Below are 22,286 nucleotides of genomic sequence, written 5' to 3' on the forward strand. Positions count from 1 at the left end.
TTTTGCAACCAAACACCATTTTACAAGGCGATTGCCTCGAAGTTTTAAAGACTTTGCCTAGCGCAAGTGTGGATTTTATCTTTGCCGATCCGCCCTATTTTATGCAAACTTCAGGGGAGTTACTAAGAGTGGGGGGCGCAAAGTTTAGCGGCGTGGCTGAGGATTGGGACAAGTTTAAAGACTTCGCACATTACGACAGCTTTTGTGAGGCGTGGCTTAGGGAGTGCAAGCGCATACTAAGGGGGAGCATTTGCGCCATAGGCTCGTTTCAAAACATTTACCGCTTAGGCGGCTTAATGCAAGATTTGGGCTTTTGGGTGATTAATGACATCATTTGGGCAAAATCCAACCCCGTGCCAAATTTCAATGGGAGTCGCCTCTGCAACGCCCATGAGAGTTTGCTTTGGTGCGCTAAGGACAAGAAGACCCCCTTCACCTTCAACTACAAAACCCTAAAGACCTTAAACAAGGGCAAGCAAGAAAAATCCATTTGGGAAATCCCCCTATGCACGGGGACTGAGAGGCTTAAAGATCAAAGGGGGCAAAAGCTCCACCCCACCCAAAAGCCCGAAAAACTCTTAGAAAAATTGCTGTTAATGGCGACGAAGCCGGGGGATTTGGTGCTAGACCCTTTCTTTGGCACGGGCACTACGGGGGCGGTGGCTAAACGCTTGGGGCGCAACTTCTTAGGCATTGAAAAAAACCCCACCTACATTAAGGCCGCACAAGAGCGCATAGACCAAACGCCCCTAAAAATGGACGCTTTTAGTGCCCTAGAGTTTGAGAGCAGGCCCCCCAAAGTGGCGATGAAAACCCTAATCGATTCGGGGTATTTGCAAGTGGGGCAAGTCTTATACACCCCAAGCAAAGCTAGGGCGTGTCAAATTTTAGCAAGCGGGCATGTGCAAGATGGAAGTGGAGTTATTTTGTCCATCCATAAAATGAGCGCAAAACTTTTAAACAAAATCAACCACAATGGCTGGGACTATTTCTACACCCACCATAGGGGGGAGTTGATCCCCTTAAATGAGTTGCGCTATTTGTATGACAAGGACAACCATGCTAAATGACTACCAAGCCCTAATCCATGCCAGCGTGCAAGAGATTTTACAAAATTGCCTAGACTCTAAAATTGCAGAGCTCACGCAAAGACACAGCCAAAAACTCCACTTCATCCCCACAAAGTTTCGCATTTGGGCGGACTTTTGCAGAGCATGGGCATCCAATTTGGCAACTTTATGGAAGTGCTGGTAAAAAACTTAGTGGCTAAAGAGCCATGCTATGAGATTTTAAAGTCCAGCGGACAGAAAAAGAACAAATTTAGATTACTGCAAAATTGTGGCATTTTGGACAAACAATCTCACCCACACTCCAAAACCCTAAGAAGCCGTTTAAAGCTCTTTGGCAATCCCCCTTAGCAAACGCCACTCATTTGTTTTAGCAGGTGGGGGGGGGTGGATGCCACCCCATGCGTGGTGTGGTGCTCACACACATCCGCATCTTGCGCAGGGAGTGCCGAAAGTTACACCCTGGCAGTGTGATTTTATGGGTCTGTAAAACGGATTCCTAGTGAAGTACCCAAATGCTAAAGACATTTTGGCTTCCTTGGCCGATGTTGCCCGTAGGGAGAGTTTGGTTCTCGCTCTGTGCCCTATAGTAGGGATTTTACAGAGTTTGAGCTCCAACGCATTCCCTACAGGTCTCACACATCGTATCTCCAAAGGCGTAACTTTCGGCACTTCCTGCCGTAGATACAAATGTATGGAGATATTGTATCACGAATTAGTGGCATTCATCCCACCCGCTAAAGACGAGTGGGATTTCTGCCAAGAAGGCTTAAAACTTCTTCTTTCCTGTGTCTTCTAAGATGTCGCCCGCGATGTGTTCGATCTCTTGGCTGATGTCTAAGCAATTTTGGGCAATGTCTAAGTTATGTGCCAAACTCGCGTCAAATTGCCCCATGGATTTATTGATGTCTAGCACCGCAGAGGCTTGTGCCTTAATGGCTGTTGAATTGTCGGCGATGCTTTGGAGCAACACATTGATATTGCTTTCGATCTCGCTCAAAGACTTTTGGGTGCGTTCGGCTAGTTTTCTCACTTCATCAGCCACGACTGCAAAGCCCCGTCCGTGCTCGCCCGCCCGTGCGGCTTCAATGGCAGCGTTTAAGGCCAATAAGTTCGTCTGATCGGCGATGTCTCTAATGATCTCCACAATGCTTTTGATGTCTTGGCTTTGGGTGATCATCTCATCGCTCTTTGCGCTCACGCCGGTGATGTTTTGGGTGATGCTCTCAATGTTTTGTGTGGCTTGTTTGATTTGGGCAGATTGTTTGGTTGAGCTCGAGGAAAGTCTTTCCATACTCTCTTTTAAATCTAAGGCTTTGGTGTTGAGTTGGTTGGCAAAAGCTAGGGAGGTGTTTAACATATCGATGATTTCAGCCCCCAGCTGGTTAATGGACATCTCGATCTCCCCTTTTGCACCTTGAATTTGTGGGGTGAAATCTAAATTTTGGTAGGCGTGTACCACTGATAAGATCTTATTCAAATCCGAACCCACACCCTTTTCTAGGCTCTCCACCATCGAGTGTGTAACCTTGATGAGCTCGGAGAGTTTGGGTGTGTTTGCTTTGCTTTGCGCTTCTTTGGCGACAATGATGCCCTGTTGGACACCTAGGGCTAATTGTGTGGTCTCCACAACAGCGGCATTGTCGTCATGGAAAACTTGTTGTATCTTAGTGATGTTGGAGTTAATGGAGTTAAGCATCCACCCTATTTCGTCTTTTTGGGTGGAATGGTAGATTTCTAACTGGACATTTTCTTCGTGATTGAGCAGTCTAAAAAAGCTGTTGAGCGTGGCCACCACCTTATGGACACGCGCCACGATTTGCAAGCGGACATAAAAATTCATCACAAAAATGGAAATGATCAAGGTGATGAGACCAATGCCAACGATCGTGAATTGCACATGGTGGACATGGTTATAGACCTGTGATTTTGTGATGGCCGAACCTATCACCCAGTTATGATCCATGAGTTCGTCATAGGGCCTAAACGCATGCAGGGACAAAATGATTTGTTCGTGCAAAACATGGGAGTAAAAGGAGGTGATGAGGCTATCGCCCGGGTGCGCGTTTTTTCTAAAGTCCACAACGGATTGGGCCTCTTTAGCTTGCATCACCTTAGTGAACACCAGTCCTTGTAGCTTATGGTTGCGGTTAATGGCAAAAATGCGATCCCTCGAGCCTAATAAAAATCCATTTTCCCCTGTATTTTGGGGGAAGTAGCGTTCTTGGATGTAATCAAAACTCACAAAGAGGCCAACAACGGCTTTCAAATGGTGTTGGCTATCAAAAATAGGGGTAGCCATGGTGAAGCCAAAGTAGACGCTCCCTCCAGGCAAGGTTGTTGGATCGCTAACGGTACGGTTCATGGCTTTTGTTTGGATCACCTTGGACACGATGGCAGAGTTTAGGACATCTGAGTCATTGGTTTGCACGACCAAGCTTTGATCGTGTTTTTGGGCAACTTCATAACTGGATACAGGTTTATTGTTTTTAAGCAAAACTAAGAATGCCCCGCGTACAAAATCACTATGGACACACAATTTACGGACATTGTCTAAAATTTCTGTCCCGCCCGAGTTTTTGATGAAGGCATAGCCATCTTCTGAAAAATAATTGGCGTAACTCTCCAAAGTTTCCTTAACGCTCTTAAGTTCTAAAGAGATGCTTATGGCTTTGTTTGTGGCGCGGACTTGCACTGTGTCGTTGGCGTTTTTAACCAGTACACTCGTGATCTCCTTGATGTAGTACACGCCTAAGACCATAAATGATAAAACCAAAATCGAGGAAATGGCTAAAGCCGTTTTTGCACCCAGTTTGAGGTTTTTAAGAAAAGACATAAATATCCTCCGTTTTGCATAGATTAAACATGGGAAGCGGTTGGCATGCCCTCAACATGAACATATCGAGGGGGAAGAGCAAAAATCGAGCCACAGCTTCTTACCGCTCTCATGATTTTAGACAACATATCTTAATTTAATGGCAATTAATGGAAGGCCACTCCTCCCAAACAACGCTTTGACACCCTCCCCATAACTGAGGTTAGGAGATTTAAGCTTTAGCCAAAAATCATGGCTTCAAACAGGGGCGCTCCGCTAGGAGTCTTGTGTTTCTCATGGCCAAGGTTGACATCTAAAACCCCAAGGGCATCACCCCTTGATCGCAGGGCAGATATTGGCACAAGATTGCTAAGCTAGCCAGCTATCCGCTTAGCTAAAGCTGGGGCTTTAGGGCGTAAGGGGCAACATAGAGCCCAGCACAAGCTCTGTAGAAAACACAGGGCATAAAATCCACAACCCTGCCATGATTTTCCAAAGAGCGTAGGCAGGTTATAGGGGTTAACACCATTTAAGATGTTTTGGGCGATCGCTAGAGATTTTGGTTGATGGGGTTTGCACCTTGATCGCAAGGGTAATTTGCATCGATGATCGCATGGAATGAGCGGATTTTGATGACTTTAAATATACAAATAGTAGAATCTTAGGTCTATTTTTGTAAAAAAGTCTCAACAATTCAATTTGTTCTCCATAAAAATAGACTATCATACCTGTTTGCAAAAAATTCAAGGCGAGATGTGATGGCAAAATGGAATAAAGCAGATACGATGTGGATGTTAAGCCTTTATGGTACAGCCATTGGTGCTGGGGTGTTGTTTCTGCCCATCAATGCGGGGATGGGGGGGTTGATCCCCTTGATTGTGATGCTCGTATTGGCGTTTCCTCTAACTTTTTTGACACACCGTGCCTTGTGCCACTTTGTGCTGGGGGGCTCAGACAAGAGCGATGACATCACCATAGTGGGGGAAAATTATTTTGGCAAATTTGGGGGGGTTTTACTCACACTTCTTTATTTTTTTGCCATTTTTCCTATTTTGCTCGTGTATAGTGTGGGGATCACCAATAACATCAGTAGTTTTTTCGTGAATCAATTAGGATTGGCAGAGCCTAACCGTTTGTTGCTTTCTTTTTTTGCGGTGGGTATTTTGATGTTCGTGGTGAGCTTTGGTGAAGAGGTGGTGGTTAAAGGGGCTAAAGAACAGAATCTCCCCATTTTGTCTTATCTAGCCAATCATTTTAAAGACATGAAAACTTTTGCGCTGGTTGCGCCCGTCATTGCCTTTGTGGCGATGGGAAAATCTTTTTTCGGGCATTATTTGGGGGCACGCGAAGGCTTGAATCGCATCTTGTTTTATGCCACAAAACAAAAAATCTCTCCATCTAATGCAAATAAAACCACCGCCTTGCTGACCTTTCTTGTGGCTTGGTGTGTGGCGTATAAAAATCCCAGCGTGTTGGAGATTATTGAGAACATCGGTGGCCCCATTTTAGCCATCATCCTTTACTTAATGCCCCTTTATGCCATTTATAAATTCCCGCAGCTGCACAAATATAAAAATTTATGGCAAAACCTGTTTATTTTGTGCTTTGGTTTAATCACCATTTCCACCGCCATCTATAAATTGTTTTAAGCAATCTCATAGGGTTTAAGATTTACAAAGCCCAGTGGCTAATCGACACTATCTAAAGCACACTTTTACGCTTTTTTGTTTACAATCGCCCCTATGTTAAAACACCTCATCAGCACACAGGATTTAGACGATACACAAGTTTTAGCCTTGCTAAAAAGAGCCAATGGGTTTTTAGACAAGAGCCAACAAACCCCCGATTTGCACCATAAGAGCGTTACCGCCCTCTTTTTCGAGCATTCCACCCGCACGGTGGCGAGCTTCCAAACCGCCACCGCCCGCCTAAACGCCCACTTCAACACCTTCAGCGTGCAAACCAGCTCCGCCAAAAAGGGCGAGAGCTTGCTAGACACGCTCTATAACTTGCAGGCCATGGGCATCGACTTATTTGTCATCCGCCACCACCACTCAAGTGCCCTGCCCTATTTAGCCAAGCACCTAGACACCCCCCTAGTCAATGCGGGTAGTGGGGCGTTTGCCCACCCCACCCAGGCCCTCTTAGATTTACTCACCCTGCATAGGCACTTTAAGGGGCAACTGCAGGGCAAAACCATTGCCTTTGTGGGCGACATTAAAAACTCAAGGGTGGCTAACAGCAATCTCGCCCTCTTGCCCCGCTTTGGGCTCAAGCCCCTTTTAGTCGCTCCCCCCCATTTTCTGCCTAAGACTTCGTTTGACTACACCCACGATCTACAAGAAGCCCTAGAAGTGGCAGACATTGTGATGAGCCTACGCACCCAAACCGAACGGCACTCTTTGCAAACCTATGGCTCTTTGCAAGACTACGCCTATCAATACTGCCTCAAAGCCTCCATGCTAAAAAAAGAAATCGTGGTGTTGCACCCCGGGCCCGTGCACCGCAACATTGACATTGAAGACAAGCTTTTAAGCGACCCTCGCTGTCAAGTTTTAGAGCAGGTGAAACTCGGCGTGGTGATGCGTATGGCGTTGATCGAAGCCTTATTGACCCAAAGCCTTTAAGAGTTTACTAAACGCGTCCTCAAAGGCTTTAAGCCCCGGAAATAAAAGCGAGTCCCTGCCTAGATTGAAGTTAATGTAATCGCGATCTTGTGGCGTTTCGTCTAAGTCTAAACCCAAATCTTGTATGGTTTCTTTGATATGCTTATTTGGGGTAATGGGCATGCTAGGGGTTTCATAATAGGCTTTAAGAGCCTCTAGGGGGGCGGTGATGATGCTATGCTCGAGATTTAGGGCTTGTAAATAGTAGTCTTTGGGTAAATTAGGGTCTTTCGTGCCCACACTGGCAAAAAGGGGATAGACATGGTTTGCCCCCACGCTTTGGATTTTGTCATAGCACTCTAGGGCGTTGGCGATGCCAAATTGGTTTAAAAGCGTGGCTTGTGTGCTAGAGCTTAGGCGGTTAGCCTTGTCTTGTAAAAGCGGATTGGCTAAAGTATCCAGCCTTGAAACAAAGACGCTCACCACACCCATAGGGGCTTTTTTGAGCGCAAGGGCACAATCCTTAGCCCTTTTGGCATCAAAGACTAAGGTCGCATTTAGGGGGATATTCTTGTCCTTGGCTAAATGTTCCATCGTTTCTAGCCCTGCATCGGTGGCGGGGATTTTAATCATCACATTGGGCATATTAACACGCCCAAACAACGCCCGCGCCTCTGCCACGCTCGCCCCCACCTTGTCGGCTAAAAAGGGGTCGATCTCTAGGCTGATGTAGCCCGTGGCCTTGTTTTTCTCCCAAAGGGGCAAGAGAATTTCAGCGCACCTTTTAATGTCGGCAATGACTAAATGCTCATAAATGTCCTTTGCCCCCATTTTGGCGTTTTTCAGCTCCGTGATTTGCGTTTGATACGCCTTAGACTCCAAAGCCTTAGCAAAGATCGCCGGGTTAGAAGTCGCCCCCACAATCTGCCCCTGCTTTAAAAGGGTTTGAAACCCGCTTTCTAAAAAATCCCGCTCAATGAAATCACACCACAAATAAAAGTCTTGCATGTCCTAATCCTTGTAAAATGCCCGCACCACTTGGCAATCCTTAAAGGGGTGCAAGGCATCGCCGATGATTTGTGTATTCTCATCGCCCTTGCCTAAAATCAATAAAATTTCGTCCTCTTTAAGCTCGCTTAAGGCGAGCTCAATCGCTTTTTGGCGGTTCGCCTCTATCACCACGCTAGGGCGTTTGTTTTCAGGGATGCCCTCTAGGATGTCCTTGATGATGTCTAGGGGGTCTTCGTGTCTGGGGTTGTCGCTGGTGATGTAGGTTTTTAGGGCATGGGTTACCGCCACCTGCCCCATTAAAGGGCGTTTGCTTTTATCCCTGTTGCCCCCTGCCCCAAAGACGACTTTAACTTTCTGTCCGTTAAAGCTGCTAAAAATCTGCGTGAAGCCATCGGCTGTGTGGGCAAAGTCCACCACCACTAAGGGGCTGGTATGCACCACTTCTAAACGCCCCTTCACGCCTAAGAAGTTTGGCACACAGGCGCAAATGTCCTCTAGGGGTTTATCGGTGATCAAGCGCACGCAAAGTACAGCCCCCAAAAGATTATAAAGATTGTGGCGGCCAATTAGGGGGGAGTGGAGCAAGCAATGTTCTGGGGGGGCTTTGGGGGTGGGCTTGAAGCTTAAATGCGCACTTAAGCTGGGGTGCAGGCTGTAAGCGTCCGTGCTTAAATGGCTCTTGTGCTCCAAGCCATAGCCGTAGGCATTGGTGGGGTTAAAACGCACAAAGGGGTCATCTCTATTGATGATTTTAAGCCCCTCGCCTTGAAAAAAAGAGTTTTTCACGGCTCTATAAGTTTCTAGGTCGTGGTGGTAGTCTAAATGGTCGCTGGTGATGTTGGTATGCACCCGTGCCATAAACTCCAAACCCAAAATGCGCTCTTGGGCGATCGCATGCGAGCTTACCTCCATGATGAAGTAGTCCACGCCTTCAGCCTGTGCCTTAGCTAAGTCCATATACAGCTCTAGTAAGGTCGGCGTGGTTAAACCCTTTTCTTTAAGGCGTTTGTCGTTGATAAAAAACCCCCGAGTGCCCAGCAAAGCACAGGAGTGCCCCAAATCTAAAAGCAGTGAATAAATGCAACTTGCGGTGGTGGTTTTGCCATTGGTGCCCGTGATGCCGACAATCTTAAGGTTTAAGTTTAAAAGCTTGTAAAGCTCTAGGGCGTGGATGGTGGGCGTTTTAGGCTCTTTGGCTAAATGTGCTTGCACGAAGGGAGCATTGCTGGGGGTTTGCACTAAAAGGGTGCTCGTGTCTAGCTCTCTTGTGTCCTCGCTCAAGTGGGTGAAGTTTTGGGCGTTGTGGGCGATGGGGTAAAAGTGTTTCATTTTTTGGTTTGCTTTTCTAGCTCTAGGGCTTTTTGCAAAATGTGCGCAACCCTTTTATCATACCACAGCAATTCACGCATGTTTTCAATGTAAGAGATGGACATGTCGTAAAAACCATTTTCTACAAGGCTGTCTAAAAACTCGTAAAAGTCCTCTTTCCTGTCAAAAATGACTTTTGTGCTAAACATTAAGTTCTCAAAGACTTCCTTAAAGTCCCTGCCGACACACATTTTTTTAAAGTCAGCGTATAAAATCCCCTCCAAACTCTCGGCTTTGAGTTGGTTTTCTGCACTGAATGCCTGCGCCATTTTGCTCAAACTCTCGTCAAAAGACGCAATCAAATCTAGGATTTGGTGCTGGATACTCAGTTTATAACGGCGGGGCTGGGAATCTAACAAGCTTTGGTACAGCTCGTAAAAGCTGTGTGCCTCTTTGGGGAAGTCTAGGGCAATGTCGCTTAAAAGCAGGCCGATCTTGGCGTGCGAGTCCATCGGGTCTAAGAACAACGCCTGCCCGAATAAAAACCCCGCCCTAGGGTATTCTTTGTGTAAAAACGCCTTGTAGCCTTGCGTGCAAAAGGTACGCTTCTTAGGGTCATTTGTCATAAAGGACTTAAGAAAACAGCTCTTTGTAGCGCTCAGGCGACACATGCACAACTTGCATGTCAGGGTGGATTTCCTCTTGCAAGCACCGCTCAATGCCAAATTTTAGGGTGTTGGCGCTGGACGCACAGCCCCTGCACGCCCCCTCTAAGCTCACATACACCTTTGCCTCTTTAATGCCTAAGAGCACCACATCGCCCCCATCCCTTAAAAGCATGGGGCGGATTTTCTCTAGGGCTAGCTCCACGGGTTTTTGTAATTCTGCATCGCTAAAAACCATAAAGCACCTCCAAAGCTTTCATTATAACGCAATATACCCTAAACATTGTTTACCCCGTTAAATGGCGGCGTAAAGACTTAATTTGATGGGGTATTTGTGATTTTAGCTTGTAATTTCTTCTCAGTTGCGCTTAAGGGGTCGCCACTTTCTAGCACCAAAGCGATGACACTGCAATCGTCAAAGGTCTTTTCTTTGACGCGTTTTTCTAATAGGGTTTCTAAAGCCCCTTGCACACCCTCTTGCATGCCCGGCACACGGGCGACATTCATGTAATCTTGCAATAGGGGGACTAAAGTACGCTCTTTGTTTTTGTAAAAGGACTCGCCCGCCCCATCGGACATCAGCACAAAGCCCGTGAAATTCTTCTCGCTTAATTTGCCTTTAAAAATCCGCATGCTAAAAGGAGCGTCTTTGGAAGTGGTGAAAGTGGTTTCATTGCTAAATGCGCCATTATCCGGGTGGCTTGCCACCTTCAACTCCCGCCCCTTCAACACCCCACACACCCCATCGCCCAAGTGCAATAATAAATAATCATCGCCCTGCACCGCCACCGCCAGCAAGGTCGAAGCCAAATCATGCAAAGAGCACGCCTTGTTTTGGATGCTGTCATAAAGTTTTTGGAGATTGTCTTTGAGGGTGATTTTGGGGAGGGTGGTGGGGATGATGGATTGATGCCACTCTTGGTTAAATTGTTGTATGAGGGCTTTTTCTTTGTGTAGGGCGTGTTCTAATTTGCTCTTAGACGCGTCTAGGGGGAGGTTGTTTAAGGGTCTTAAGTCTTTGGTCTGCCAAAGGCTTTGGGCTTGGAGCTTTTTCACGCCCTCGTGCAAGTGAGCACAACAAACCCCAAATGTCTCTAGGTGTTCTTTTAGGGTTTTTTCTAGGGCTTTTGTCTGCTCCACAAAATTTTCTAGCTGTTGTTGGCGTTTCTGTAGGTTTTGCCACTCTTTGGCTTGGCTCTCTAGGGTGTTGGCATGCTCTAAAAATCCCTTGGCTCTAGGGGCACTTAAAAACTCTTTGGTGGGGGTGGGGGTGTTTAGTCGATCCTTAGACTTTTCTAGGCTCGCACGCACATGGCTAAGGGGTTTTATGGCTTGAGGGGGCAGGCTTAAATTTAAACTTTGCAAATCGTGTTTAAGTGTTGTGCTGTCTTTGGCGTAAGTTTCATAAAGGGTAAAATCCTTTTGCAAGTTGGCTTTGGATAAGAGCAGATTTTGCACCCCTGAGAGCGTATAAGGGGGGTTTAGGGCTTTGATTTTGGTTTGCAGTCTGTCCAGCGTGTGCTTTAAATCCCCCTCCAAATTCAAGACATCGCCTTTTAGACTCTCAAAACGCCTTCTTAAGTGGGTGTATTCTTGTTCTTTAGTGCCCAGTTGCTCTAGCAAGTCTTTTTTATAGTTTTGGGCGGTGGTGGTGGCTTTTTGGATGTGTGCTTGGATGTCTTGGATGTGCTTTTTATGTTCTTTGCCCCCATTGGTGGTTACAATGTTGCGTAAATCCTCTAAATTATCCTCATTCCACTCCTTCAAATCAAGCCCATCCACCTTGTCTAAAAACGCCTTATACGCCTCAAAGCAACGCATGATTTGTGCTTTGAGGGTATTTTTATGGGTTTTCAGAGTGCTTTTGATCCGCTCAGTGCTGTAGCTTTTGAGGTCTTTAGAGGGCAGGTTTAAGGAGGTCAAATTTGGTTTAAAAACATAAGCATTCTTAAGACTATAAAGTTGGCTCTCCACTCCATAGGACTCCTCAGCCTCCATGCCTATAAAATCCAAAAACCCTTGATAACACATTTTAATCAAACTCTTGCGTTTATTTTTGATTTTATCGATGTGTTCGGCGATTTTGTCCTTGATTTTATAGTAGCGTTTTTCTATGGGGGCGGTTTCCTTGAACAATTCTTTGATGTTGGCAGCACTAAACAGCGTAAAATCCGCTTCCCTAATCTCTGCTTTTAAGGTTTCTAGTCTGTCTTTAAGTGGGCTAAATCGGAGCTGGTAAGCCTCGCCGCTAAAGCCCCCTTGTAAATTCTTGATTTTCTCTGCCATGCCCTCTAGGGCGGTTTTAATGGCCCTTTGGGCGTTTTCCTTGCGTCTTTCTTGATCTTGGCTAAAGCTCTCTTGCACACTTTGCACGCCCTGCATTAAGGGCAGGTGGTGTGCTTCTTGCCACTTTAAAAGCTCTTGTGCTTCCTCTAAAAGGGCGTTGAAAATGCCCTCAATGTCGCTTTTATCTCTTTGGAGTGTACTTGTCTGTTCTATAGCAAGCTCTTGCAAGGCTTGCAAAATGTGCTCTAAGAGCGTGGCGCTCATCTTAGCTTGGTTTGGCATGTTAAGGTAGGTTGCAAAGTCTTGGCTTAGCTCTTGTGCCACGACTTCTAAAGTTCTTGCCGCCCCCAAATGGGAGAATTTTGCCGAGCCCGCCCCATCGGCTAAACCAATGAAAACACTCTCACCTGTGGTGCCGTAGGTGGTGGGTTTTGGGGGGTAAATTTTATCTTGGCATGGAGTGGGTGGGCTTTCTAGTGCATGCCCCCTACCCTGCACGGCATGCCCGATGACATACCATTTATCCATTTAAACTTCCAATTCTTCCCATTCGTTTTTGGGGGGCAAGGCGACCTTTTGCCCCGGGCGTGATTGCGACACCACGGCGACACTGGCCGCCAGCCATTTAAAGAACTCTTTAAAATTCAAACCTTTGAGTTTAACGGGGGGGTTCTTGGGCGAAAATTGCCCTAAAATGCCCGCATCGCCCCCCTCCACAATGATGGGGAAAATGGTGAGTCTTTTATTGTTTGCCATGTCGCTGGTGCGTTTGCAAGCACTGCTGATGTCGTCCGTGGGCGCTCCATCGGTGATGATGACCAGCCATGGCTGGAAGTATTCTGTACCATTGTCTTTATACTCTTGCTTGCGTTCCTCTAGGCGGTCTAGGGCTTCATTCACCGCCTCACCCATGGGCGTACCCCCATCGGCACTAAACCTAGGGGCGGATTCATCGCGGATGCTTTGGAAGTCTTGCACCAAACGCACCCCACAATCCCCAAAGGTTACAATGCACACATCGGCAGATTGTTTGGCAATGGGGTGGTCATTGACCGCTTGGTAAAACAAATCCACGCCTTGATTGACCTCGCTGATGGGCGCACCGCTCATAGAGCCACTCGTGTCTAAGCAAAGGCACACGGGCACCCGCTTGGTGGGGTTGTCGGCTAAGTCGTTTTCATATTCTGTATCTAAATCACTCATGGTCATCCTTTCCTTAAAGTTGTTGGTGGAATTTATTCAAAGCATCGAGCCACTTGATCGGGGGGAGGCGTTTTTTAGGTGCAAAAAACTTACCCCCTTTTTGAAAGCTCTCGTAAAAATACTCTTGCAATTTGGGACTGAGGCGTACCCATTGATCTCGTGCCTTTTCATTGGGCACAAAAGACATGTCCCCTCCCTTTAAGGGGTAGGCGAATGCCCCCTGCCTCATCGCCTCATCTCTGCCTAAGCCCTTGTGGTTGTAGGGGTGCATGCCCAAAGTGAGGATCACAAACAACAAGCAGGCGATGGCATAGTATTCATCGCTCTTGGTACGCATCACTTGGCTCATGTGCTTGCCAGAATGCTCGGGGACGAGATAAGCCGGGTCAGCCACAGGGCAGGGGTATTTGTCCACTTGGTAGCTGTCGCAATCGATGAAAAACATTTCCGCATTTTGGGTGAACATGAGATTATTGGGGTTGATGTCGCCGATTAAAATCCCCTTGTCGTGCAGAGATTGGGCGGTTTTTAAAAAGCTCATGCACAGGCGGACAAGGTCCTTTAAATTCCAGTTAGGGATGTGTTGCTTGACATCTTTAGACCCCCCCAAAATATGTTGCAAGGTCTTGCCCTCTGCTTTGGGCATTAAATACCCCACGCATTCGCCTTGTTGGTTTTTTAAAAGACAAGTGGGCATACACACCCATTGGTTGGTTTTAATTTTAGTGAGTAGGGCGATTTTTTGGGGGGTGAAGTCGGGCACGCCCCCGGTTTGCATGCTCTTGTGCTGGTGGCCATAGATTTTGGCGAGCATGGGCGTGTTGGTGGTGTAAATGATCCCCTCGCCGCCCTGCCCTAACTCTTGGGCGAGCCTTACGCTGTGTTGCTTGCCATTGTGGTCGTAATAGACATCTTGCCCCTCTTGTGGGACTGCACTGATGTGTAATTTACCTTGAGAGGTGTGGGGGGTTTTGTGCTTGGGTTTGCTGATGTCCTCTTTGGCTTTAGCAATGTAAAACTCCAAGCGTTTTTTGCTGTTGGAGAGAAAAAGGATTGTGCTTTGTTTAAAACGGGTAGCGATGTTGGCAAGGGCTGTGTTTCTCGTGAAAAGCAGGTTTTTGGTGGCTTTGATGATTTCTGTGAGTTTGCCCGGCACGCTGACGATCTCCTTTTGGATGGAAAGATACCTATTGTATGCCTTTTGGTAACGGGCATCGTCTGTGCGTTGGTCGTTGATCCGCTCTAGGACATCTTCGGGGACCCCGATTTTCTTTTGGGTTTTTTGTAGGATTTTTTGGAGGTTGTCTTTGTAGATTTTCCAAAACGCCCCCTCTACAAGTGCACTCTCATCGATCAAGAGCACATCGTGGCTTTGGATCAAGGTGGCTAAATCAGGGTTTTGCATACAACCAAACTCCTAAGCCCCGATCCCCCCTATCCGCCCCCGTCTCGTGAATGGGTGAATGGGTGAGAATAGCACAATAAAGTAAACCACAAGGGGCAAAAGTTAACAGATTTTTACACTTGGTAAACAATAATAAACGCTAATAAAATATTAGGGGCGTAAAAAAGCTAAGGGCTTTAAGTGTTATGTTTAAGCGTTTCTTAGAGATTTTTATATTAAAGTCCTAGCCATCAATGAAAGCTGCCCATGAAATCTAAAACAAGCGGTTCTATCCAAAAGGCCTTTAAAGAACTCCAAAGAGATAATGTCAAGATCACTTTAGCCATTGTGTTTGTTGTGGTGGCGGCGGGCTTGGCACTCATCTGCAGCCACACGCCCGTACATCTCCCCTTGCTGGCTTTAAGCGCAGTTGTGGGGGGGTATATGGCGATGAATATCGGGGCAAACGATGTCGCCAACAATGTCGGCCCGCTGGTCGGCTCTCAGGCGATCACTTTGGGCATGGCGATTTTAATGGCGGCGTTGTGTGAAGTGCTAGGCGCGGTGTTGGCCGGTAGTGAAGTGGTGCAGAGCATTAAGGGCAAGATCATCGACCCTGAGCACATCCAAAACACCACGATTTTTGTCGGGATGATGTTTTCAGCTCTGCTCTCTGGGGCAATTTGGCTGCACTTAGCCACGGCCATAGGTGCGCCGGTTTCGACCACACACTCCATTGTGGGCGGGGTGCTTGGGGCGGGGCTGGTGGCTGGGGGCTGGAGCTGTGGATTGGCAATTTTTGGGCGGGATCGTGGCAAGTTGGATCATCTCGCCTGTGATGGGCGGGGGGATTGCCATGGGGCTTATGGTCTTGTTTAAGCAGAGCATCAGCGATCGGGAGGATAAAAAGAGCGCGGCCTTCAAGGCGATGCCTCTAGTGGTGGGGGCGATGGGGCTAGCCTTCACTTGGTATATGTTGGCAAAGGTCTTGCGCTTTTCTTTAGGGGGACTGAATGAACTGCTTTTAAGCGTGGGGGTGGGCTTGCTCGCCTACAGTGCCTTTAGAGGTTATGTGGCTTCTAAGTTGCCACACCTAACCAACAACAAAGAAAGCGTGCACACGCTTTTTACTCTGCCTTTAGTCTTTAGCGCCGCTTTGCTTAGCTTTGCGCATGGGGCTAATGATGTGGCAAATGCCGTGGGGCCGCTGGCTGCCATTGTGCAAAGTTTGCAAGAGTGGGGACACCACGCCATCCCCACCAAAGCCTATGCCCCCTTGTGGATCATGCTCATCGGGGGGCTTGGCATCGCCACGGGGCTTAGTTTGTATGGCCCAAGGCTCATAAAAACCGTGGGGAATGAAATCACCGAATTGGACAAAATGCAGGCCTTTTGTATTGCAATGGCGACTGTGATCACCGTTTTACTTGCGTCTAAGCTGGGCTTGCCTGTGAGCTCCACCCACATCACCATCGGGGCGGTCTTTGGGGTGGGCTTTTTGCGTGAGTTTTTGCAAAAACGGCTCTTTGAGATGAAACAAATGATTTTAGACGCGCACCACGGCGAAGACGCGGGCGTGATCAAGAACTTCTTGGATCGCTTTGAAAAGGCCAACCCCAAACAGAAAAAAGAGATGCTCGCCTACTTAAAAACCTTGCAAAAAGAAAACAACACCTTAGAGTACACCGTGGGCCTTAGCAAGAAAGAGCGCAAGCACTTAAAGAAAGCCTATAAAAGCGAGCTGGTGAAGCGCTCGGTGATTAAAAAAATCATCACCGCATGGCTCATCACGGTGCCCATTTCCGCCCTGCTTGGGGCTTTAGGCTACTATTTAATAGACACATTCAACATTGTCGAGAGACTTTAGGCTTGTTGTCTGTTAATTATTTTTTGTGGAATAGATTATAAAATAGGGTGTGTTAGGCTAATTTTAAGGAGAGTGTTTGGAAGTTTACGAGTCGCTTGCAATGTGTGCCCTCGCCCTTTTTCTGGTGTTGTGCAACGCCTTTTTTGTACTCTCTGAATTTGCCATTGTCAAGGTCAGGCGCTCCAAACTTGAAGAATTGAGTCTACACAGCAACCCCAATGCCACACTTGCCTTAAAAATCAACGCTTCGGTCAACACCTATTTAAGCGCAACACAACTAGGTGTTACACTCGCCTCTTTGGGGCTAGGGTGGCTTGGCGAGCCTGCCTTAGCGCATTTAATCACTTTAATGTTGCATAAGTGGGTGCATTTTTCCGCCTTGCACGCTGTGGTACATGTCTTGAGTGTCGCCATCGCCTTTTGTTGCATCACTTTGTTGCATGTGATCTTGGGCGAGATTGTGCCTAAGTCCATTGCCATTGTGCGGGCGGAGAGCGTGGTTTTGTGGGTGGCTCGTCCCTTGCACGCCTTTTGGATGCTCTCTTATCCCATCGTCAATCTCTTTGACTTCTTGGCGCGCTTGGTGCTCAAACTCTTTGGCATCGAGCCACAGAAAGACAGCGCGCACTCGGAGGAGGAGATCAAAATCATCGTGGGGGAGAGTTTAAAAGGCGGGGTGATCGACTATGTGGAGGAAGAGCTGATTAAAAACGCTGTGGACTTTTCGGACACAAGTGCCAAAGAGATCATGACTCCGCGCAACGACATGGTTTGCCTAGACACCAAGCAGACCCACGAGCAACACCTACAGACGATTTTAAAGCACCCCTTCACCCGCTATCCTTGTTGCGAGGGGCATAAAGATAATATTTTGGGGGTCGTGCACATCAAGGACATTTTATCCGCCCCCATTTCAGAGCGCAAAGACCCCGATTTAAAGCACCTGTTGCAAGAGGTGTTGATTGTGCCTGAGAGCGCGTCCATTTCGCAAATCCTCATTAAAATGAACCAACAGAAAAGGCGCATGGCGTTGGTGGTGGATGAATACGGCGGCACTTCGGGGGTGCTGACGATGGACGACATCTTTGAGGAAATCATGGGGGATATTTTTGAGGGGCAGAACGAACACAAAGAGGGGATTAAAAAAATAGATGAGCACACCCTTGAGTGCGATGGGCGAGTGGATTTGGAAAGTGTGGAGGAACTCTTGGGTTTTCGCTTTGAACACAACTACGAGCAAGTAACTTTAGGGGGGTATGTTTTTAGCTTGCTAGAGAGGTTGCCAGAGGTGGGCGATGTGGTGGGCGATGCGCACTGCATTTTTGAGGTCTTGGACATGGACAAGGCGCGGATTCGCAAACTCAAGCTCGTGAAGAAGGATTTATGATGCGCTTTTATCAATTTGGAGTTTTAGTGGGGGTTTTTAGTGGCGTACTTGGGGCGCAAACGGATTTAAAACTTCTAGAAACCGACAAACCCACGGACAATTTAAAGACTTTGCAAAGCGACGAGCCCACAAAGGTGTCGCTTAAACAAGCGTGGGACATGGTATTGGCAAATTATGATGGCATTAAGGCACAGGACTACGCTGAAAAGAAGGCAAAAAAGTTGAGCACAGCGGCAAAACTTTCGTTTCTGCCCGAAATTGATTTGAGTGCTTTTTACGCCCATTTAGGCAAGCCCGTTACAATTTCGCCCTTCAGCGGATCGGACAAAGCCCAAATACAAAACTTTGCCACGGGGCTGGAGCGCTTTTTAGGCCAACCCGCCTTAGCGCAAATGGGGGGCATGGCGGTGGCGCAAGGGATTGGGAGTATGGTGGGTGGTCTTACACAGCCTTTTTTGTTCTCTAAACAAAACATTGTGATGGGGGCTTTAAGCATCATTTACCCCTTGTATATGGGGGGAGAGCGCTTTTACATGACAAAGTTAGCGTCTTTGGCACACAAAGAGTCGATGGAGGTTTCCCGACTTAAAAGACTCTCCACTTTTCAAGAGTTGGTGAAGATTTACTATGGCTTGGTGCTGAATATGGAGGTGGATGAGGTGCTTAAGGGCGTGCAAGCGGGGCATTTGAAGCACTACCAAAACGCCCTAAAACGCCTAAAAGCAGGGCAAATTGCCAAAGTAGAAGCCCTAAGTGCCCAAGTCGCCTATGAAAAAAGCAAGACCAAGTCTATGCAAGCAGACGATGCGCTGGAGGTGGCGACTTTGGCGTTCAACACCATTTTAAGCAGCCAAAACATCCCCGTAGCCAAAGCCCATTTTGCCCCCACAGCACACTTAAACATCCGCCCTAAAGCTTTGCCTAGTTTGGATTTTTTTGTGCAGGAAACCTTAAGCTCCTACCCCGTGCTAAGAAGCCTAGCCATCAAACAGCAGAGCGCAAGGCAAATGACAAAATTACAAGTGGCGAAGTTTCTCCCCCATTTTAATTTCTTTGGGGCGTACTTGATGAAAGAGAACAACTCCACGATGATGAACATGATCCCCGAGTGGTTTGTGGGCGTGGGGGCAAGGTTGCCTATTTTAACCCCCAATGGGCGTATCATGCATTATCAGGCAGCCAAGATCGATGAACTGCAAACATCCGCCCTGCAGAGCCAAGCCAAAAAGGACATGGAGCTGTTGGTGCATAAAACCTACCTACAATGCCAAGCCTTACTTAAAGAGTATAAAAGTTTGGACACGAGTGTGGAGCTCGCCAAAGAAAACTTAAAACTGCAAGAAGAAGCATTCAATCAGGGCATGGCGACCAACGCGATGGTGGTAGACGCGCGCAACTCGTTGGCGGGCATTTTAGTGGAGCAAAAGACCCACGCCTATAAATACATCAGCGCATTGGTGGATTTGATGGTGCTTAGCGGGCATACAGACCTATTTTACGATTTTGTTTATTAAGGAAGCGGAGTGAAAACAACAAGGACCCCGATCATTCTAGCCGCTTTGGCGGCAGTGGGGATTTTAATTTGGCTCGGGCAGGTGTATTACAGTGTTTACAACCACAAACAGCAACGCCTGCAAGGCTTCATAGAGGCTAGGGAGTACAGCGTGAGTTCTAAGCTTGCAGGGCGGGTGGAGAGCGTGCTTGTCAACAAGGGCGACTTCATCAAAAAAGGGGATTTGGTCTTCACGATCGATAGCCCTGAGGCGGAGGCAAAATTATTACAAGCCAGCTCCAGCCATAAGGCCGCCAAAGCTTTAAGCAATGAAGTGCTCAAGGGTAGTAGAAGCCAAACCATCAAGAGTGCCAAAGATGTCTACCAAGCCGCTAAGGCGCAGAGCGATTTAGCCGAAGAAACTTATAAACGCATCCAAAGCCTTTATGACAAAGGCGTGGCGAGTTTGCAAAAGCGCGATGAAGCCTATGCCGCCTTCCAAAGCGCAACCTTTAGGAAAAACGCCACCTACGAGCAATACCAATTGGCCCTAGAGGGCGCGTCTAATGAGAGCAAAATCGCCGCCAAAGAAAAAGAACAAGCCGCTTTAGGGCAACTCAATGAAGTGCAGGCGTTTTTAAGGGATAAAAAGGCCTACAGCCCCATCGATGGGGAGGTGAGCAATGTGTTGCTTTATGGTGGGGAGTTGAGCCCCAAGGGTTTTCCTGTGGTGCTTGTAACCGACACCGCCCATGCGTGGTTGGATTTAAGCGTGCCTGAGAAGTATTTGAGTCGCTTTAAAAAAGGAGAGACTTTTACAGGCTACATCCCCGCCTTGAAAGAGAGCATGGAGTTTAAGGTAACACACATTGCGGTGATGGGCGACTTTGCGACTTGGAAAAGCACGAACAGCAGCCAAAGTTACGACATGAAAAGCTTTGGCATTGAGGCCACACCCCTAAAGGACATGCAAGCCTTGCGGGTGGGTATGAGCGTGTTGGTGGACATCCCTAGCGATTAAAATGTGGGCGAAGTTCTTCAAACCGCGCTTTGCGTTGGCGGTGTGTGTGGCCCCGCTTGTCTTTGGGTTGGTGATGGTGGTTTTGTTTTACAAGCAAATCCCCACGAGGCTTAATATCGGGGTGGTGGATTTAGACAACAGCCATCTGAGCCACGAGATGGTGCGCTCCCTCAACGCAAACAGCGCGCTCAATGTGGCGCATTTTTACAGCGGCTTAGATCAAGCCAAACCCTTTTTGGCGTCCAAGAAAATCTATGGCGTGGTGGTCTTGCCCAAAAATTTAGAGCGGCAGGTCAAACTAGGCGTGCAAACCCCTGTGGCCTTGTACTACAATGCCGAGTATGTTTTGGTGGGTAAAACCTTAATGAACGCCTTTTTATACACCCTTGCCACTTTAGAGATCAAGCAAGATGTCGCTAAAAATCTTAGCATACATGGAGATTTAATCACCGCCAAAGCCCTGGCCTTCCCTCTACATGTAAATTTACACGCCCTTTACAACGAACACAACAACTACGCCCAGTTTTTGCTCACAGCGATCTTGCCCTGTGTGTGGCAAATTTTGGCGGCTTTGGGGATGTTTAACTTCTTGCAAGTCTGTAACAATGGTCGCGAAGTGTGGGCGGCTTTTGGGCTCAACACGCTCATTTTTAGCGCGTGGGGGGTGTTGATGCTCTTTTATTTAAAACCCTACAACGCCCATTGGGGGCTGTCGCTGCTCTCTGTGGTGCTCTTGGTGGTGGCGATCTCTAGTGTGGTGCTTTTCCTTTACACCACCATCCAAGACCCCTTCCGCACCGCCTCCTTCATTGCGCTTTACACCGCCCCCTCTTTAGCCTTTGTGGGCGTAACCTACCCCACAGACAACATGCCCGCCCTAGCGCAGTTTTGGGGTGCGCTCTTGCCCGCCACCTACTTCATCAAAACCACCATCGCCCTAGACCACTACCAAGCGGGTTTGGGTTTAGCCTTGAGCGCGCTGTCTAATTTGGCCTTCTTTGCGCTCTTTTTGCCGGTGGGTTTGTGGATTTTTGAAAAAAGGTTTTGTCGTGTTTAGGACCATAGCCCTAGAGTTTAGGCAAATTTTCAGCCATTTTGGCGTGTTGGTGGTGGTGATTGGGGGGCCGCTCTTTTACGCCTTGCTCTACCCCCTGCCTTATAAAAACGACATCGTTACAGCCCAAAAAATTGCCATTGTAGATCACGACCACAGCCGCCTGTCCCGCCAACTCACCAAAATGCTCGAGGCATCCCAAGAGGTGAAAGTCGCTTCCCGCCCAAGCTCTATGCAAGAGGCCAAGAAACTTTTAGAACAAGAAAAAGTCTTTGGGATTGTGTTGATCCCTAAATTTTTTGAAAGGCATGTTTATACAAGTATCCCCGCAAGCATTGAGCTGTACGCCAACGCCAACTATTTTCTCATCTACAGCACCATCGGGCACGCCACCGCTAAGGCCGTGCAAGCCCTAAGCCAAAAGCTCAAAATCTACAAGGATTTATACCTAAGCGAGCGCACCACAGAGCACAACCTCTTTGATTTGCAAACCATCCCGCTTTACAACCCCTCCCTTGGTTACCTAAACTATGCCATCGCCCATGTTTTTATCTTCATTTTGCACCAAACACTCTTGATCGGGGTGGGGGCGATCACTTGTGCCAACCTTAGACGCTTTAAGAGCTTTGATGAAGCACTAAAGGTTTGTTTGGCGCGTTCGTTGTGCTTTACATTTTTATATCTCTTCCACATGCTACTTTACTTTGGCGTGCTCTTCCCCTACTATGGCGTGCACATCCATGCCCACCCCACGGAGCTTTTAGCCTTTGGCTTCGTCTTTCTCTTTGCAGTTTCAAGCTGTGGGGTGTTCTTTGGGACATTTTTAACCAAGCCCGCCCACGCTACACAAATCGTCCTTGTCAGCTCTTTACCCCTCGTTTTTATGATGGGCTTTATTTGGCCTTCTGAGCTCATCCCCGCCTTTTTACGCCTGCCCTTGCAGCTTATCCCCGCCACGCATGGCATTTCAGGTTTTGTGATGCTCAACCAATTTGCCGCCCCCTTTGGCACAGTGCTTTATGACCTGTGCGCCTTGATTGTTTTGGCTGTGGGGAGTCTGTTGATCGGGGCGTGGCGGATGCAAGGGGCGGATTTTGCGACAATAAACCAAACCAAATGA

17 protein-coding genes and 2 pseudogenes are annotated in these 22,286 nt (G+C 47.7%); 11 read left to right on the forward strand and 8 right to left on the reverse strand.

From position 1 onward, the window contains the following. The first annotated feature begins 2 nt into the window (after positions 1 to 2). Genes K6J72_RS02540 through K6J72_RS02550 form a run of 3 tightly spaced genes read left to right on the forward strand, consistent with a single transcriptional unit; the run spans position 3 to position 1,418 of the window. Complete coding sequence (locus tag K6J72_RS02540; RefSeq protein WP_221280369.1) at positions 3 to 1,070, forward strand: DNA methyltransferase; 1,068 nt, start codon at positions 3 to 5, stop codon at positions 1,068 to 1,070. Then, entirely contained in the window at positions 1,060 to 1,254 is a 195-nt protein-coding gene (locus tag K6J72_RS02545) for a PIN domain-containing protein (protein ID WP_221280371.1), read from the forward strand. The genes K6J72_RS02540 and K6J72_RS02545 overlap by 11 nt, the downstream gene beginning before the upstream one ends. After that, on the forward strand, positions 1,206 to 1,418 hold the full coding sequence (locus tag K6J72_RS02550; protein ID WP_488592940.1) for a hypothetical protein: 213 nt from the start codon (positions 1,206 to 1,208) through the stop codon (positions 1,416 to 1,418). The genes K6J72_RS02545 and K6J72_RS02550 overlap by 49 nt, the downstream gene beginning before the upstream one ends. A gap of 418 nt (positions 1,419 to 1,836) precedes the next feature. On the opposite strand, the pseudogene K6J72_RS08265 reads toward K6J72_RS02550, so the two are convergent. Continuing rightward, positions 1,837 to 2,235 (reverse strand): annotated as a pseudogene (locus K6J72_RS08265) (methyl-accepting chemotaxis protein); the annotation flags it as partial. 2,405 nt (positions 2,236 to 4,640) lie between these two features. Here K6J72_RS08265 and K6J72_RS02560 point away from each other — a divergent pair. Both K6J72_RS02560 and K6J72_RS02565 read left to right on the forward strand, forming a co-directional pair. Further along, the gene (locus K6J72_RS02560) at positions 4,641 to 5,531 is read left to right on the forward strand and encodes an aromatic amino acid transport family protein (RefSeq protein ID WP_221280379.1); all 891 of its coding nucleotides are present in this window, start codon (positions 4,641 to 4,643) and stop codon (positions 5,529 to 5,531) included. Positions 5,532 to 5,624: 93 nt separating this feature from the next. Next, positions 5,625 to 6,509: an aspartate carbamoyltransferase catalytic subunit gene (locus K6J72_RS02565; RefSeq protein ID WP_221281073.1), complete on the forward strand. Its 885-nt coding sequence runs from the start codon at positions 5,625 to 5,627 to the stop codon at positions 6,507 to 6,509. On the opposite strand, the gene tal is transcribed toward K6J72_RS02565, so the two are convergent. The 7 genes from tal to K6J72_RS02600 form a co-directional block, all read right to left on the reverse strand. Next, positions 6,489 to 7,496, reverse strand: a complete 1,008-nt coding sequence (gene tal / locus K6J72_RS02570) for a transaldolase (protein ID WP_221280381.1) — start codon at positions 7,494 to 7,496, stop codon at positions 6,489 to 6,491. The genes K6J72_RS02565 and tal overlap by 21 nt on opposite strands. Before the next feature lie 3 nt (positions 7,497 to 7,499). After that, entirely contained in the window at positions 7,500 to 8,828 is a 1,329-nt protein-coding gene (locus K6J72_RS02575) for a UDP-N-acetylmuramoyl-L-alanyl-D-glutamate--2,6-diaminopimelate ligase (RefSeq protein ID WP_221280385.1), read from the reverse strand. Beyond that, entirely contained in the window at positions 8,825 to 9,433 is a 609-nt protein-coding gene (locus tag K6J72_RS02580; RefSeq protein WP_221280387.1) for a histidine kinase, read from the reverse strand. The genes K6J72_RS02575 and K6J72_RS02580 overlap by 4 nt, the downstream gene beginning before the upstream one ends. 7 nt (positions 9,434 to 9,440) lie before the next feature. Next, a complete protein-coding gene (locus K6J72_RS02585; RefSeq protein WP_221272433.1) occupies positions 9,441 to 9,710 on the reverse strand; it encodes a NifU family protein in 270 nt (89 codons plus the stop codon). Between the two features lie 77 nt (positions 9,711 to 9,787). Further along, positions 9,788 to 12,286 carry a protein phosphatase 2C domain-containing protein gene (locus K6J72_RS02590; RefSeq protein ID WP_221280388.1) on the reverse strand — a complete coding sequence of 833 codons (2,499 nt, stop codon included), beginning with the start codon at positions 12,284 to 12,286 and terminating at the stop codon, positions 9,788 to 9,790. Further along, positions 12,287 to 12,961 carry a vWA domain-containing protein gene (locus K6J72_RS02595; protein WP_015106749.1) on the reverse strand — a complete coding sequence of 225 codons (675 nt, stop codon included), beginning with the start codon at positions 12,959 to 12,961 and terminating at the stop codon, positions 12,287 to 12,289. 13 nt (positions 12,962 to 12,974) lie between these two features. After that, positions 12,975 to 14,366, reverse strand: coding sequence for a protein kinase (locus K6J72_RS02600; RefSeq protein ID WP_221280389.1), 1,392 nt, complete (start codon positions 14,364 to 14,366; stop codon positions 12,975 to 12,977). Positions 14,367 to 14,612: 246 nt separating this feature from the next. Here K6J72_RS02600 and K6J72_RS02605 point away from each other — a divergent pair. The 6 genes and pseudogenes from K6J72_RS02605 to K6J72_RS02630 all read left to right on the forward strand — a co-directional run bounded on the left by K6J72_RS02605 (position 14,613) and on the right by K6J72_RS02630 (position 22,286). Next, positions 14,613 to 16,212: pseudogene (locus K6J72_RS02605) on the forward strand (inorganic phosphate transporter). A 100-nt stretch (positions 16,213 to 16,312) separates the two neighbouring features. Next, positions 16,313 to 17,599 (forward strand): hemolysin family protein, encoded by a 1,287-nt coding sequence (locus K6J72_RS02610; protein WP_221281075.1) that lies wholly within the window; start codon positions 16,313 to 16,315, stop codon positions 17,597 to 17,599. Then, positions 17,599 to 19,113, forward strand: a complete 1,515-nt coding sequence (locus tag K6J72_RS02615; protein WP_221280390.1) for a TolC family protein — start codon at positions 17,599 to 17,601, stop codon at positions 19,111 to 19,113. Before K6J72_RS02610 ends, K6J72_RS02615 begins: the two co-directional genes overlap by 1 nt. Before the next feature lie 9 nt (positions 19,114 to 19,122). Then, positions 19,123 to 20,112 carry an HlyD family secretion protein gene (locus K6J72_RS02620; RefSeq protein ID WP_221280391.1) on the forward strand — a complete coding sequence of 330 codons (990 nt, stop codon included), beginning with the start codon at positions 19,123 to 19,125 and terminating at the stop codon, positions 20,110 to 20,112. 1 nt (position 20,113) lies between these two features. Then, entirely contained in the window at positions 20,114 to 21,169 is a 1,056-nt protein-coding gene (locus K6J72_RS02625; RefSeq protein ID WP_221280392.1) for an ABC transporter permease, read from the forward strand. After that, positions 21,162 to 22,286 carry an ABC transporter permease gene (locus K6J72_RS02630; RefSeq protein WP_221280393.1) on the forward strand — a complete coding sequence of 375 codons (1,125 nt, stop codon included), beginning with the start codon at positions 21,162 to 21,164 and terminating at the stop codon, positions 22,284 to 22,286. Before K6J72_RS02625 ends, K6J72_RS02630 begins: the two co-directional genes overlap by 8 nt.

It is taken from the genome of Helicobacter sp. NHP19-003 (assembly GCF_019703305.1).
GTDB lineage: Bacteria > Campylobacterota > Campylobacteria > Campylobacterales > Helicobacteraceae > Helicobacter > Helicobacter gastrocanis.